General features: G+C 72.5%; 12 protein-coding genes. 5 read left to right on the top strand and 7 right to left on the bottom strand.

What is annotated here, in order from left to right; all coding sequences use genetic code 11:
* The first annotated feature begins 40 nt into the window (after positions 1 to 40).
* A complete protein-coding gene (locus M1D46_RS05100) occupies positions 41 to 802 on the top strand; it encodes a GntR family transcriptional regulator (RefSeq protein ID WP_271173206.1) in 762 nt (253 codons plus the stop codon).
* Positions 803 to 826: 24 nt separating this feature from the next.
* Here M1D46_RS05100 and M1D46_RS05095 read toward each other — a convergent pair whose 3' ends face one another.
* Both M1D46_RS05095 and M1D46_RS05090 read right to left on the bottom strand, forming a co-directional pair.
* On the bottom strand, positions 827 to 2,329 hold the full coding sequence (locus M1D46_RS05095) for a glyceraldehyde-3-phosphate dehydrogenase (RefSeq protein ID WP_455970564.1): 1,503 nt from the start codon (positions 2,327 to 2,329) through the stop codon (positions 827 to 829).
* Between the two features lie 62 nt (positions 2,330 to 2,391).
* The gene (locus M1D46_RS05090) at positions 2,392 to 3,654 is read right to left on the bottom strand and encodes a multidrug effflux MFS transporter (protein WP_456286820.1); all 1,263 of its coding nucleotides are present in this window, start codon (positions 3,652 to 3,654) and stop codon (positions 2,392 to 2,394) included.
* Between the two features lie 55 nt (positions 3,655 to 3,709).
* Here M1D46_RS05090 and M1D46_RS05085 point away from each other — a divergent pair, with 55 nt between their 5' ends.
* Together M1D46_RS05085 and M1D46_RS05080 are read left to right on the top strand one after the other, a co-directional pair.
* Positions 3,710 to 4,168, top strand: coding sequence for a MarR family transcriptional regulator (locus M1D46_RS05085; RefSeq protein ID WP_271173209.1), 459 nt, complete (start codon positions 3,710 to 3,712; stop codon positions 4,166 to 4,168).
* Between the two features lie 112 nt (positions 4,169 to 4,280).
* On the top strand, positions 4,281 to 5,726 hold the full coding sequence (locus M1D46_RS05080; RefSeq protein WP_456286819.1) for a MinD/ParA family ATP-binding protein: 1,446 nt from the start codon (positions 4,281 to 4,283) through the stop codon (positions 5,724 to 5,726).
* Positions 5,727 to 5,733: 7 nt separating this feature from the next.
* Here M1D46_RS05080 and M1D46_RS05075 read toward each other — a convergent pair whose 3' ends face one another.
* A complete protein-coding gene (locus M1D46_RS05075; protein WP_456286818.1) occupies positions 5,734 to 8,238 on the bottom strand; it encodes a DEAD/DEAH box helicase in 2,505 nt (834 codons plus the stop codon).
* 76 nt (positions 8,239 to 8,314) lie between these two features.
* On the opposite strand from M1D46_RS05075, the gene M1D46_RS05070 reads away from it, so the two are divergent.
* Together M1D46_RS05070 and M1D46_RS05065 are read left to right on the top strand one after the other, a co-directional pair.
* Complete coding sequence (locus M1D46_RS05070; protein ID WP_456286817.1) at positions 8,315 to 8,866, top strand: TetR/AcrR family transcriptional regulator; 552 nt, start codon at positions 8,315 to 8,317, stop codon at positions 8,864 to 8,866.
* A 65-nt stretch (positions 8,867 to 8,931) separates the two neighbouring features.
* Complete coding sequence (locus tag M1D46_RS05065; protein ID WP_456286816.1) at positions 8,932 to 9,786, top strand: NmrA family NAD(P)-binding protein; 855 nt, start codon at positions 8,932 to 8,934, stop codon at positions 9,784 to 9,786.
* Between the two features lie 16 nt (positions 9,787 to 9,802).
* Here M1D46_RS05065 and M1D46_RS05060 read toward each other — a convergent pair whose 3' ends face one another.
* From M1D46_RS05060 to M1D46_RS05045, 4 genes are all read right to left on the bottom strand, one after another.
* Positions 9,803 to 10,870 (bottom strand): threonine aldolase family protein, encoded by a 1,068-nt coding sequence (locus M1D46_RS05060; protein ID WP_456286815.1) that lies wholly within the window; start codon positions 10,868 to 10,870, stop codon positions 9,803 to 9,805.
* A gap of 22 nt (positions 10,871 to 10,892) precedes the next feature.
* Positions 10,893 to 11,531 (bottom strand): SDR family NAD(P)-dependent oxidoreductase, encoded by a 639-nt coding sequence (locus M1D46_RS05055; protein ID WP_456286814.1) that lies wholly within the window; start codon positions 11,529 to 11,531, stop codon positions 10,893 to 10,895.
* The gene (locus tag M1D46_RS05050; RefSeq protein ID WP_421076342.1) at positions 11,524 to 12,951 is read right to left on the bottom strand and encodes a DUF6421 family protein; all 1,428 of its coding nucleotides are present in this window, start codon (positions 12,949 to 12,951) and stop codon (positions 11,524 to 11,526) included. Before M1D46_RS05050 ends, M1D46_RS05055 begins: the two co-directional genes overlap by 8 nt.
* A gap of 144 nt (positions 12,952 to 13,095) precedes the next feature.
* Positions 13,096 to 14,253 carry an MFS transporter gene (locus tag M1D46_RS05045; protein ID WP_456286813.1) on the bottom strand — a complete coding sequence of 386 codons (1,158 nt, stop codon included), beginning with the start codon at positions 14,251 to 14,253 and terminating at the stop codon, positions 13,096 to 13,098.
* Positions 14,254 to 14,319: the final 66 nt, after the last annotated feature.

Below are 14,319 nucleotides of genomic sequence, written 5' to 3'. Positions count from 1 at the left end.
TCGGGACATCACATCCTGACGATCGAGGAGGAGCGCAGCGATGGCAGCCGACGAGGCCGTGTGGCCGGACGAACTCTTCGCGGACCTCGATCGCACGGGGCCCGTGCCGCTCTACTTCCAGGTGTCCAGCCGGCTCGAGCAGGCCATCCGCTCGGGGGACATCCCTCCCGGCGCGCGCCTCGAGAACGAGATCGCCATCGGGCATCGACTCGGGCTCTCGCGCCCGACCGTGCGCCGCGCGATCCAGGAGCTCGTCGACAAGGGCCTGCTCGTGCGCCGGCGCGGCATCGGCACGCAGGTCGTGCAGGGCCAGGTCACGCGGCAGGTCGAGCTCACGAGCCTCTACGAGGACCTCAAGAGCGCGCACCACGACCCGGCGACGCGCGTGCTCACGCGCGAGGTGCGCGCGGTCCCGGCCGACGTGGCCGAGCGTCTCGGCGTCGCGGCCGGCGACGACGTCCTCTACCTGCGGCGACAGCGCAGCACCGACGGCGTTCCGGTCGCCCTCCTCGAGAACTGGCTGCCGGGCGACCTCGCCGACATCTCGCTCGAGCAGCTCGAGCAGCAGGGTCTCTATCAGATCCTGCGATCGCGCGGCGTGACCATCCGGGTCGCGAAGCAGCGCATCGGCGCGCGTCGCGAGCACGGCGACGAGGCGGAGCTGCTCGACGTCGACCGAGGCGGGCCGCTCCTCACGATGGAGCGCGTGGCCTACGACGCGTCAGGGCGCGCGATCGAGTTCGGGCGGCACTGCTACCGGCCCGACATGTACAGCTTCGAGACGACGCTCGTCGCCAAGTAGCGACGAGCGTCGTCTGGGTGCAGCTCAGACCGCCGCGGGCTCCACGGCGTCGACCGCGGCCTCCGCGCCGAGCACGACGGGCTCGCGCACCGGGAGGATCGTCGGATGCACGTCCGCCATCTTCTCGAGCACGCGGACGACCTGGCACGAGTAGCCGAACTCATTGTCGTACCAGACGTACAGCACGACGCTCTCCTCGCCGGCGACGGTCGCGAGGCCGTCGACGATGCCCGCGCGGTTGCTGCCCACGAAGTCGGTCGAGACGACCTCGGGCGACTCGACGTAGTCGATCTGCTGGCGAAGCGGCGACGTGAGCGACGTCTGCCGCAGGTAGGCGTTGATCTCGTCCTTCGTGGTCGGGCGCTCGAGCTGCAGGTTGAGGATCGCGAGCGACACGTCGGGCGTGGGCACGCGGATCGCGCTGCCGGAGAGCCGGCCGGCGAGCTGCGGCAGCGCCTTCGCGACGGCCTTCGCGGCGCCCGTCTCCGTGATGACCATGTTCAGGGCCGCCGAGCGCCCGCGGCGGTCGCCCTTGTGGAAGTTGTCGATGAGGTTCTGGTCGTTCGTGTACGAGTGGACCGTCTCGACGTGCCCGTGGCGGATGCCGAAGGCCTGATCGACCGCCGCGAGGACCGGCGTGATCGCGTTCGTCGTGCACGACGCCGCCGAGAGGATGCGGTCCTCAGGCGAGATGTCCTCGCTGTTGATGCCCGACACGATGTTCTTGATCGCGCCCTTGCCGGGTGCCGTGAGGAGCACGCGCGAGACGCCCGTCGCGCGGAGGTGCTGGCCGAGCCCCTCCTCGTCGCGCCAGCGGCCCGTGTTGTCGACGACGATCGCGTCGGAGATGCCGTACTGCGTGTAGTCGACGGCCGCAGGGTCGTTCGCGTAGATGACCTGGATGAGCGTGCCGTTCGCGAGGATCGTCTCGTTCTCCTCGTCGATCTCGATCGTCCCCGCGAAGGGGCCGTGGACCGAGTCGCGGCGCAGGAGGCTCGCGCGCTTCTTGAGGTCGTCTGCCGATCCCCTGCGCACGACGATCGCCCGCAGACGCAGGCCCGAGCCGTCGCCCTGGTGGGCGATGAGGATGCGCGCGAGGAGGCGCCCGATGCGCCCGAAACCGTACAGCACGACGTCGGTGGGCTTCGATTCGCGGGCCGTGAGCACCTCGGCCAGCTCCTCGCGGAGGAAGTCGACGAGCTCGTCGGTCGCGTAGGAGCCCCCGCGCGCGTCGAAGCGCGCGACGAGACGCGCGACGTCGATCGAGGCCGGGCCAGGTCGGAGCGTCTCGAGCGCCTCGAGCACGGCGTAGGTCTTCTCGGGCCGCAGCACCTCGTCGCCGACCTTGCGCGTGTAGCGGTGGGTGCGGAGGATCTCGACGGGCGAGATGTTCAGCAGGCGGCGGCCGTGGATGGATGTGACGATGCCGAGCTCGCGGTACAGGCGGCCGATGAGCGGGATCATCCGCTCGGCCAGCTCCTCTCGGGCGATCCACTCGGCGCGACGTGCTTCGAACTGCTGGCTCACGCTGGCTCTGTCTCCTTCGGTCGGCGGGCCGCTGTGCCCGCGCTGCTCGTGGCGACTCCAGGCTATGCGCAGTGATCGGGGTCTTTGCGGCCACTCGGTGACGCAAGAACCGCAGTTCTTTCCGAATGCGCAAGCCGGAAGGCGATGAGCGCGATGGCGGCCGACACCGCCATGACGATGCCGCAGGGGACCGCCGTCGTCTCCCCGCCGAGGCCGACGAGGGGCGAGACGAGCGCGGCGAGGCCGAACTGCAGCGCGCCGAGCACGGCCGATGCGAGGCCGGCCACACCGGGAGCCGCCGCCTGCGCGAGGGCCGTGGCGTTTCCGAGGACGAGCCCGAGCGGCGCGACCGCGATGAACACGGCCGCCGCGAGGAGGGGCGCCGGCGCGCCGGAGACCGCGATCGCGAGGAAGAGCACCGCGCCCGCGAGCGAGCCGGTCAGGCCCCACCCCAGGAGCCGGCGCGGCGCGACCCGGTCCGCGAGCCGCGCCGAGAGCGCGCTCGTCGCCATGAGAGCGAGTGCGTTGACGCCGAAGAGCAGTCCGTACTGCACCTCGTCGAAGCCCATCATCGTCTGGTAGAGGAACGGCGAGGCCGAGATGTAGGCCATCATGACCGCGAAGGCGAACGCGAACGCGAGCGCGTGGCCGAGATAGCCGCGCGTGCGCAGAGCCCGCGCGCCGGTGGCCGCGCCGGGTGCGCGGCGGGCGCGCGCTGACGCCGGATGGGTCTCGCGCACCACCACGAGCACGGCCAGGAGCATCGCGACCGCGATCGCGAGCACGACGGCGAGCACCCCGCGCCAGCCCAGGGGCGCCGAGATGAATCCACCCACGAGCGGAGCGATCACGGGGGCGACGCCGCCGACGATCATCATGAGGCTGAAGGCGCGTGCCGCTGCGGGTCCGGTCGCGAGGTCGGAGATGACCGCGCGGCCGAGCACCATGCCGGCCGCCCCCGCGAGCCCCTGCACCACACGCGCGGCGATGAGGATCTCGAGGGTCGGGGCGACGACCGCCGCGGCGCTCGCGACCACGAGCGCGATCGCGCCCGCGAGGAGCGGTCCGCGCCGCCCGAACCGGTCGGAGAGCGGGCCGAAGAGGAGCTGCCCTGCCGCCACGCCGACGAGGAAGCCCGTGAGGGTGAGCTGGGCGCCGGTCGCGTCGGCGCCGAGCTCGGCCGCGAGCTGCGGGAACGCGGGCAGATAGAGGTCGGTGGCGAACGGCGCCACCGCGGAGAGCAATGCGAGCACGGCGAGCAGGCCTCCCGTGATCCCGCTCGCGCGGACGGCGGCGCCGGGCGCGGCGATGGTTCCCGTGGTCATGTGATCCTCCAGGTAGTTATGCGTACATAACTATACCACCCGATAGCCTGAACGCATGCCCGACGACGTCCCGACCCGCGCCGCCCTCGCCGACCTGGCGGACGCCGTCCTCACCCTCGCGCGCGAGCTCGATCTCCGCGTCGGCGAGGATCCTGAGATCATCCCGCTCACCGCGACCGCGCGGATGGTGCTGCGTTTCGTGCATCACCATCCGGGCGTCTCGCCCAGCGGGATCGCCGACCGGCTCGCGCTCAAGCGCCCCAATGTGAGCGAGGCCCTGCGCCAGCTCGAGCGCCTCGGCCTCGTCAGCCGCTCGCGGCCTGCCGGCGACGGCCGCGGCGTCGTCGTCGCGATCACGCCGCTCGCGGAGGCGAACCTCGAGCGGCTGCGGCGGGTCTGGGCACGCGCTCTCTCGCCGGCGGCCGACCTCGACGTGGCCATGCTCACCGACACGATGAGCGCGCTCGCCGACGAGGTCGCGCGCGATCGCCGCGAGGCCGACGACCGCTCGTGACGCGGCGTGGGCAGTTCTGCCCTCTCTCACCGCGGGCAGTGATGTCGACGTCTGTAGGCTGAGAGCGACGTTCGCCGATGACATCGGCCTTTTCCCCAGAGGAGACGACCAGATGCTTGACGACTCGAGCCAGGCCGGGCTCTCGGCTGTGATCCGCCCCGACGGATCCGCCGAGCTCACCGTCGACGAGACGCCGCAGCAGATCACGACGACGCTCGTCGAGGATGCGCGCCGCGAGATCGTGCGCCGGGCCGCCGAGATCGCCGCCATGCTCTCCGGCCCCGTGCATGTGACGGTGCACGAGCCCGACGGCGACTGGCCGCTCCTCGTGCACCCCGACGGCCGCGTCGATTCCGACGAGGGCGCCGCCGAACCTGCACCCGCGGGCGGCGAGACCGCCGATGACGACCTCCTCGCCGCCGACACGCAGATCGTGACGCGCATCCCCGTGACGTTCGAGCCCTCGCCGCAGCAGGCATCCGCGCCCGCCCCCGCCCCGGCTCCCGCGCGCGCGGCGGGGCAGCCCGGGCCCATGCGCACGGGGTCCGCCCCGCAGCCCGCGAGCCCAGCGCCGCAGCCCTCGAGCCCCGCGCCGCAGCCCGCGAGCACGCCGGCCGACGGCGGCGCGCAGCGCCCGTCGTTCCTGGCCCCTGAGCGCATCGAGGAGCCCGCGACCCGCGGATGGCGGGGCGCGCTCGTGCGCGCGGGCATGCGGGTTCCGCCGGGGTCGGCCGAGCGCGCCGAGCGCGAGGACCAGGCCGCGGTCTCCCAGCACTGGGCGGGGCCCCGCACGATCGCCGTCGTCAACGGCAAGGGCGGCTCGGGCAAGACGCCCACGACGATCCTCACGGCGGCCGTCTTCGCGCGCTTCGGCGGCGCCGGCGTGCTCGCGTGGGACAACAACCAGACGCGCGGCACGCTCGGATGGCGCACCGAGCAGGGGCCGCACGAGTCGACGCTGCACGAGCTGCTGCCCGAGACCGATCACCTGCTCTCGTCGAGCGCGCAGTCGGCCGATCTCGCGCGCTTCGCGCACCACCAGACCCGCGACCGCTTCGACGTGCTCCGCTCGCAGCCGATGGCGCTCGCCGAGCAGCAGCGCATCGACGCGGCAGACGTCGACCGCATCCACGCCGTCGCGGCGAAGTACTACCGCCTCATCGTCATGGACTCGGGCAACGACGAGTCCGACCCCGTGTGGCTGCAGATGATCGACCACACCGACCAGCTCGTCGTCGCGACGACGTCGCGCGCGGAGCACGCCGAGGCCGGCGCCCTGCTGCTCGAGGCGCTCGCGATGCGCGACGAGCGCTCGGCGCGCCTCGCGCGGAACGCCGTCGCGGTCGTGAGCCAGGCCGACCCGAACGCGCCCTCGAGCGAGCACCGCAAGGTGGTCGACGGATACCGGGCCCTCGCGCGCGACGTCGTGAGCATCCCGTACGACCCGGCGATGATCGGCGGCCTGCTGCACTACGGCGCCCTGAAGCCCGCGACGCAGCGCGCGTGGCTCTCGGCCGGCGCGGCGATCGCGCGCGGCTTCGACGCGACGTCCGCATAGGCCCCGTCTAGAGCCGCACGACCTCGGTCACGCGGACGATCGCGGTGCCGGCCTCGGCCGACGCCTCGAGGTCGACCTCGGCGCGGATGCGCCAGTCGTGGTCGCCCTCGGGGTCGTCGATCGTCTGCTCGACCCGCCAGAACGCCCCCGCTTCCTCGATCCGACACAGCGCGGGCGACCGGGAGGCGCCGCCCGTGCCGATCGACTCGTGGTCGGCGTAGTAGCGGTCCAGGGCGTGCGGCCATCCGACGTCCGGGTCGAGCGCCTCGAGCTCCTCGTCCTTCTCGAGCGCCGCGAGCTGCACGCGCCGGAACATCTCGTTCCGCACGAGCACGGTGAACGCGCGCCGGTTCACCGTGACGGATGGCGGCGCCGGCGGCACGACGGAGGTCGCGTCGTCGCCGTCCGCGCCCGAGGCGAGCGCCTCCCACTCGTCGACGAGGCTCGAGTCGACCTGGCGGACGAGCTCGCCGAGCCACTCGATGATGTCGCGCAGCTCCTCGGTGCGCGCCTCGGCGGGCACGGTCTGGCGGATGGCGCGGTACGCGTCGCTGAGGTAGCGGAGCACGAGGCCCTCGCTGCGCCCGAGCTGGTACCAGTTCACGAACTCCGCGAACGACATCGCCTGCTCGAACATGTCGCGCACGACCGACTTGGGGCGCAGCTCGAAGTCGCGCACCCACGGCTGGCTCGTCGCGAACACCTCGAACGACTGCTGGAGGAGGTCGGCGAGGGGCTTGGCGTAGGTGATCTCCTCGAGAGCGCTCATGCGCTCCTCGTACTCGAGGCCCTCGCGCTTCATGGCGGCGACGGCCTCGCCGCGCGCCTTGAACTCCTGCTGGGACAGGATCGCCCGCGGGTCGTCGAGGGTCGCCTCGATGACGCTCACGACATCGAGAGCGTACGAGCCGGTGCCCACGCCGTCGGCTCCGCCCTCGGGGTCGAGCAGCTCGATCGCCGCGAGCGCGAACGGCGACAGCGGCTGGTTGAGCGCGAAGTTCGGCTGCAGCTCGACGACGAGGTGGATGCGCCCGTCGGCGTCGACCTCGACGATCCCGGCCTCGCGCAGCGTGCGGAAGATCGCGAGCGCCCGACGTGCGAGCGCGTACTTCCGGCTCCGCGGCTCGTGGTTGTCGAACACGAGTGCGCGCACATTCGCGAAGACGTCTCCACCGCGGCCGATCACGTTGATGAGCATCGCGCTCGTGATCTGCAGCTGCGGCTGGAGCGCCTCCGGCTCCGCCTCCACGAGCTTGTCGAAGGTCTGCTCGCTCCACGACACGAACCCGGTCGGGGCCTTCTTGCGCTGCACGCGCTTGCGCTTGACGGGGTCGTCTCCGGCCTTGCGGAGGGCCTGCGCGTTCTCGATCTCGTGGTCGGGGGCGAGCACGACGACGTTGCCGTACGGGTCGTACCCCGCGCGGCCGGCGCGGCCCGCGATCTGGTGGAACTCGCGCGCCGACAGCCGTCGCATGCGCGTGCCGTCGTACTTCGACAGCGCCGTGATCATGACGGTGCGGATGGGCACGTTGATGCCGACCCCGAGGGTGTCGGTCCCGCAGATGACGCGGAGGAGCCCGCGCTGCGCGAGCGTCTCGACGAGGCGGCGGTAGCGCGGGAGCATCCCCGCGTGGTGCACGCCGATCCCCGATCGCACGAGGCGCGAGAGCGTCCTGCCGAACGCGGTCGTGAAGCGGAATCCGCCGATCGCCTCGGCGATCTCGTCGCGCTGCTCGCGGGTGGTGACCTTGACGCTCGCGAGCGCCTGGGCGCGCTCCATGGCCGCCGCCTGCGAGAAGTGCACGATGTACACGGGCGTCTCGCGCTCCTCGAGGAGCCGCTCGACGGTCTCGTGCGCCGGATGGTCGGAGTAGGAGTGATGCAGGGGCACGGGCCGCTCCGCTCCCGCGACGAGCGTCGTCTGCCGTCCCGTGCGCCGGGTGAGGTCCTCCTGGATGGCCGTCGTGTCGCCGAGCGTGGCCGACATGAGGAGGAACTGCGCGCGCGGCAGGAGCAGCAGCGGAACCTGCCAGGCCCATCCGCGATCCGCGTCGCCGTAGTAGTGGAACTCGTCCATGACGACCTGATCGACGGGGGCGTCGGCCCCCTGGCGCAGGGCCAGGTTCGCGAGGATCTCGGCGGTGCAGCAGACGATCGCGGCGTCGGGATTGACCGACGAGTCGCCCGTGACCATCCCGACGCTCTCGGCCCCGAAGATGTCGACGAGCGCGAAGAACTTCTCGCTCACGAGCGCCTTGATGGGGGCCGTGTAGTAGGTGCGGCCGCCGCGGGCGAGCGCGATCGCGTGCGCGGCGATCGCGACGAGCGACTTGCCCGTGCCCGTGGGCGTCGCGAGGACGACGTTGCTGCCCGAGACGAGCTCGATCAGCGCCTCGTCCTGAGCGGGGTAGAGCGTGAGCCCGCGCTCGGTCGTCCACGCGGTGAACGCGTCGTAGAGCGCGTCCGCATCGCCGTCGATCGTTCGGATGCGGTCGAGCAGGGAGGAGGCCATCCCCTCGAGTCTGCCTCATCGCCCTGCAGCGCAGCTGCGCTTGCCGACCGCGAAGAGTGAGTGTACAGTCACTCACATGCCGCGAACCCTCCTCACCGCCGACGCCCGACGCCCTGACCTCGTCGACGCCGCCGTGCGCCGGTTCGCGCGCGGCGGCTACGCGGGCACGAGCGTCGCCTCTGTCGCGGCCGAGGCCGGGATCTCCGCCGCGTACGCGTTCAAGCTCTTCCCGCGCAAGGAGCAGCTCTTCGCCGCGGCCGTGGAGCGGTGCTTCGACCTCGTCGTGGATGCGCTCGAACGAGGCGCCGACACGGCACAGGGAGAGGATGCCGACGCGGTGCTCGACGCCATGGGCGGCGCCTACGCCGCACTCATCGCCGACCGCGACCTCCTTCTGCTCCAGGTGCACGCGCAGTCCGTTGCCGAGATCGCCGAGGTCGGCGCCGCGCTCCGCCACGGGCTCGGCCGCGTCGCCGAGCTCGCCGCCGAGCGCTCGGGCGGCACTCCCCCGCAGGTGCAGCGGTTCGTCGCCTATGGCCAGCTGTGCCACCTCGTCGTGACCGCGGGCCTCGACGATGTCGACGCCGACTGGGCTCGCGCGCTGACGGCGGGCATCCGACACCCCTGACCGCACCCTTCCTTCCAACCGCCATCCATCAGTGAGTGATTGATCACTCTACAAAAGGAGAATCCATGCACACCACACCCTCTGTCCTCGTCACGGGCGTCACCGGCGCGACCGGGTCGGCCACGGCCCGCGCCCTCGCCGCTCGCGGCATCGCCTACCGCGGCTTCACCCGCCGAGACGATGCCCCTCTCCCCGGCGACGGCACCATCGTCCGCGGCGACTTCGACGACCGCGACGCGGTCGCGCGGGCGCTCGAGGGGGTCGGCGCGGCCTATCTCGTGACGCCCTCGACCGAGCGCGCGCAGGACCAGCAGCTCGCGTTCCTCGAGGCCGCACGTGAGGCGGGCGTCGCGCACATCGTCCTGCTGTCGCAGTTCGCGGCGGCGGAGGACTCCCCCGTGCGCTTCCTGCGCTATCACGCCGTGGTCGAGGCCGCGCTGCGCGCGTCGGGGATGGCCTCGACCGCCCTGCGGCCGAACCTCTTCATGCAGGGCCTGCTCGTGTACCGCGACCTCATCCGCGCGCAGGGGATCGTGCCCGCGCCGATCGGCGACGCCCGCGTGAGCGCCGTGCACGTCGACGACATCGGAGCGGTCGCCGCGCACGCCCTCGTGTCCGAGACGGGTCTGGGCGTGCTCGACCTCACCGGGCCCGCCGCGCTCACGCACGCCGAGATGGCGAGCGCGCTCGCGCGTGCGGCCGAGCGCGACATCCGCTTCGTCGACGTCCCCGCGCCGGCGTTCGCCCGGTCGCTCGAGGGGCTCCTTCCCGCGTGGCAGGTGGAGGGCCTCCTCGAGGACTACGCGCACTACGCAGCGGGCGAGGCCGAGCGTGTCTCACCCGACGTCGAACGCGTCACGGGTCGCGCCGCGCGCCCGTTCGCGGCCTTCGCGGCGGAGGCGGCGCCGCTGCTGCGGTGACGCCGCCCCGCGGCGGTCAGCGCGAGGTCTCGCGCGCGATCGCGGCGACGAACGCGTCGACGTCGTCCTCGGTGGTGTCGAAGCTGCACATCCAGCGCACCTCGCCGACCGACTCGTCCCAGTCGTAGAAGCGGACGCTCTCGCGCAGGCGATCGGCGACGCCGTCCGGGAGGATGGCGAACACGCCGTTCGCCTGCGTCTCGCGCGTGAACCGCACGCCGCGGATCGAGCCGTCCGCGAGGCCCGCCTCGACGCCCGCGCGCAGTCGCCGCGCCATGGCGTTGGCGTGGCGGGCGTTGCGCAGATACAGGTCGCCGTCGAAGAGCGCCACGAGCTGCGCCGACACGAAGCGCATCTTCGACGCGAGCTGCATGTTCATCTTGCGGAGGAAGGTGAGGCCGTCCGACGCCGCGGGGTCGAGCACGACGATCGCCTCGGCGAGCATCGCGCCGTTCTTCGTGCCGCCCAGCGACAGCACGTCCACGCCCGCGTCGCGCGTGAAGGCGCGCAGCGGGAGGTCGAGCGCGGCCGCGGCGTTCGCGAGGCGCGCGCCGTCCAGGTGCACGCGCATGCCGAGGCCGTGCGCGTGGTCGGCGATCGCGCGGATCTCCTCGGGGGTGTAGACGGTGCCGAGCTCGGTCGCCTGCGTGATCGAGACGACGAGCGGCTGCGCGCGGTGCTCGTCGCCCCAGCCCCACGCCTCGCGGTCGATGAGGTCGGGGGTGAGCTTGCCGTCCTCGGTGGGCACCGTGAGGAGCTTCATGCCGCCGATGCGCTCGGGCGCCCCCTGCTCGTCGACGTTGATGTGCGCGGTCGAGGCCGCGATCACGGCGCCCCAGCGGGGCAGCATCGACTGCAGCGCCGTGACGTTCGCGCCCGTGCCGTTGAACACGGGGAACGCGGCCACGGGCCCGCCCAAGTGCTCGGCGAGCACCTCGTGCAGGCGGGCGGTGTAGACGTCCTCTCCGTAGGCGATCTGGTGTCCGGCGTTCGCGTCGGCGATCGCCGCGAGCACCTCGGGGTGGATGCCGGCGTAGTTGTCGGAGGCGAATCCGCGCAGGTTCGCGTCATGAATCGGGGTCACTGATCCAGCCTATTCAGGGTCGTCAGGCGAGCTCGACGACCCGGTCGTTGACGGCGGCCGCGTCGGCCGCCCACAGGTCGGCGTACGCGTCGGCGAGGCGCTCCTCGCGCCCGGCGAGAGCCGTGACGCGGAAGATCGTCGCGGCCGCGGAGGGGGCCTCCTTCGCGAAGCCGTCGGCAAGCGCGCGCGTCCACGCCTCGCTCGCGGCCTTGACCGCCGCGTAGCTCGCGCCGCCCGCGCGGGGGCGCGCGACGGCCGTGGACGAGACGATCGCGACGCGGGCGCGCGACGACGCGACGAAGGACGGCCACAGCGCGCGCGTCACGAGACGCAGCGACGTGAACGACGACTCGAGGAACCGGTGGTCCTCCTCCGATTGGCCGGGGATCCCTCCGCCTCCGCGCCATCCGCCGACGAGGTGCAGCAGCCCGTCGATCGCGCCCGCCGACGAGGCGAGCGTGCGCACCTCGCCCTCGTCCGCGAGGTCGACCTCGATCGTCTCGAAGCCCTCCCCCGCGAGCGCCGCGAGCTTCCGGGGGTCGCGCCCCGCCACGATGACGCGCGCGCCGCCATCCGCGAGCCGCCGGGCCGCCGCGCGGCCGGCCGCGCTCGTGCCCCCGGCGAGGAGCACGGCGCGGCCGGCCAGGGCGTCGTCAGTCATCCGTCCCGCGGATGCCCGAGGTCTGCGCGATCACGTCGCGCATCTTCTTCTCGAGCGCCTCGTAGAACATCGACAGCGGGAACTCGTCGTCCAGCACGGCGTCGGTGAAGCCGCGCGGCGGGCCCGCGAGCACCTCGTCCGGAAGGCCGCGGGCCCACTTCGAGGCGGGGTGCGGGGTCAGCACCGACCGGATGAGGTCGTATGCCGCGAGCCAGTGCACGGTCTTCGGCCGGTCGATCGAGCGCCAGTACAGCTCGTCGATCGCGTCGCCCAGGGCGACGACCGCGTCGGGGACCGCGTCCCAGTCGAACGTGAGCGCGGTGTCCGTCCAGTGGAGCGCCCCGCGCTGGTGCAGCCACGCGAACAGCAGCTGGCCGCCGAGCCCGTCGTAGTTGCGCACGCGGCTGCCCGTGATCGCGAACCGGAAGATCCGGTCGAAGATCACCGCGTACTGCACGAGCCGCGCGTGCTCGAGCGTCTCGGCCTCGACCGCGGAGAGCTCCTCGGCACCCGTGAGACGCCGCTGGATGGCGACGCACTCGCGGAAGGCCGTGAGGTCGCAGCGCAGCTCCTCGAGCGAGTAGAGGAAGTACGGCATCCGCTGCTTGATCATGAACGGGTCGAACGGCAGGTCACCGCGCATGTGGGTGCGATCGTGGATGATGTCCCACATGACGAAGGTCTGCTCGGTCAGCTGCTGGTCGTCGAGCATCCGCGCGGCCTCGGCCGGCAGCTCGAGCTTCGTGATCTCGGATGCCGCGCGGACGACGCGGCGGTAGCGCGCGGCCTCGCGGTCCTGGAAGATCGCTCCCCACGTGAAGGCGGGGATCTCGCGCACGGCGACGGTCTCGGGGAAGAGCACGGCGGAGTTCGTGTCGTAGCCGGGCGTGAAGTCGACCAGCCGCAGGCTCACGAAGAGCCGGTTGCCGTAGTCGGTCGCCTCGAGGCGCGCGATGAAGTCGGGCCAGATGACCTCGACGACGAGCGCCTCGAGATGCCGGTCGGGCGAGCCGTTCTGCGTGTACATCGGGAACACGACGAGGTGACGCAGCCCGTCGACCCGGTGCTGCTCGGGGTGGAAAGCGACGAGGGCGTCGTGGAAGTCGGGAACGCCGAACCCGTCGGCGACCCAGCGGCCGAGGTCGGCGACGACCGCCTCGAGGTACGCGGCGTCGTGCGGGAAGCGCGGCGCGAGCTCGCGCACCGCGTCCTGCACGCGCTCGACCTCGGCGCGCGCGGCGTCATGCGCCGATGCGTCGGGGATCGAGCCGTCGGATGCCTGCATCGCCTGGATCGCGATCGCGGCGTCCTTGAGACGCCGCCACGCATCCGAGGTCTCGACGCCGGGGGCTCGGCCGTCCTCGACGACCTCGGGCTCACCGATGATCGCCTTCGTGCTGTGCACCTGGCTCATGGACATGGGAACCTCCGATCTTCGAGGCTCTGGCCGCGTCGTCGCGGCGGTGGATGTCGGTCCCTCCAGGCTATGCGGCGGCGGGCTCGAATGGGCTGCGCATCCTGCGCGATCACCCGCGCGACGCGCCGGGGCCGATCATCGTTCTGCTCAGCGGCGGCCGCCGCGGCCCAGCACGAAGCCGATCGCGGTCTGGATCGCGGTGAGCCCGACGAGCAGCGCGAGGGTCGGCGCCCAGCTGCCCGTGCGCTCGGCGAGGAAGCCCGCGGCGAACGGGCCGGCGGCCGCGAGCAGGTAGCCGAGCGACTGCGCCATGCCCGACAGCTTCGCCGCCTCGCCGTGGCTGCGCGCGCGCAGGCTGAGCATCGTCAGCGCCGCCACGAGCGATGCGCCCTGCGCGAGACCGAGGAGCGCGAGCCACAGGTACACGGCGCCGGGCCACACGAGCAGGCCGAGCGTTCCGATCGCGAGCGGAGCCGTCGCCACGACCATCCCCGGGCCCTGGTCGACGCCATCGCGCAGCAGGCGCGGGATGAGCAGGCCGCCTGCGATGCCGAGGAGGAGCACGACGGAGAGGTGCAGGCCGGCCGTCGCGGCGGGCACGCCCCACGTGCCCTCGATCGTCGGCAGCCACGTGACGACGACGTAGAAGGTCGTGGACTGCAGCCCCATGTACGCCGTCGCGAGCCACGCCGTGCCCCAGCGCCAGATGCTCGGATGGTGCGGCACGGGAACGGGATCGAGCGAGCGCGCATGCGACGAGGGGCCCGCCACCCGCGGCAGCCACGCGAGCGCGACGACGAGCGCGAGTCCGCCCCACACGACGAGCGAGAACCGCCAGTCCACGAGGTGCGCGAGCGGCACGGAGAGCGCCGAGCCGGCGCCCGCCGCGAACGTGAGGAACGCCGTGTAGAACCCGGTCGCGAGGGAGATGCGCGTCGGGTAGTCGCGCTTGACGAGAACCGGGGTGAGCACGTTGCCGACCGCGACCGCGGCGCCCACGGCGAACGTGCCGACCCACAGCCCGAGGTCGCCCGCGTAGGAGCGCACGAGCGTCGCGCCCACGAGGACGATGAGCGCGACGAGCACGGCCCTGTCGTCTCCGAAGCGCGTCGCCATCCGGTGCACGAGCGGCGACACCGCGGCGAAGGCGAGGAGGGGCAGGGCCGAGAGCAGGCCGAGCGCACCCTCCCCGAGCCCGGTCTCCGCGCCGATGCCGCCGAGGACCGGGCCGACGGCCGTGATCGCGGGGCGCAGGCAGAGCGCGACGAGGAAGACGAGAGCGGCCATCCAGCCGGTTCTGCGCATCCCCTCATTCATCTGTGCAAATGTAGGACATCTGGCCGTCGCGCGCCAGCCGGACACTGGCGACGC

Source organism: Microbacterium sp. JZ70 (assembly GCF_053903225.1).
The sequence above is the reverse complement of the archived record's forward strand: the minus strand, read 5'-3'. Positions and strand labels throughout refer to the sequence as shown.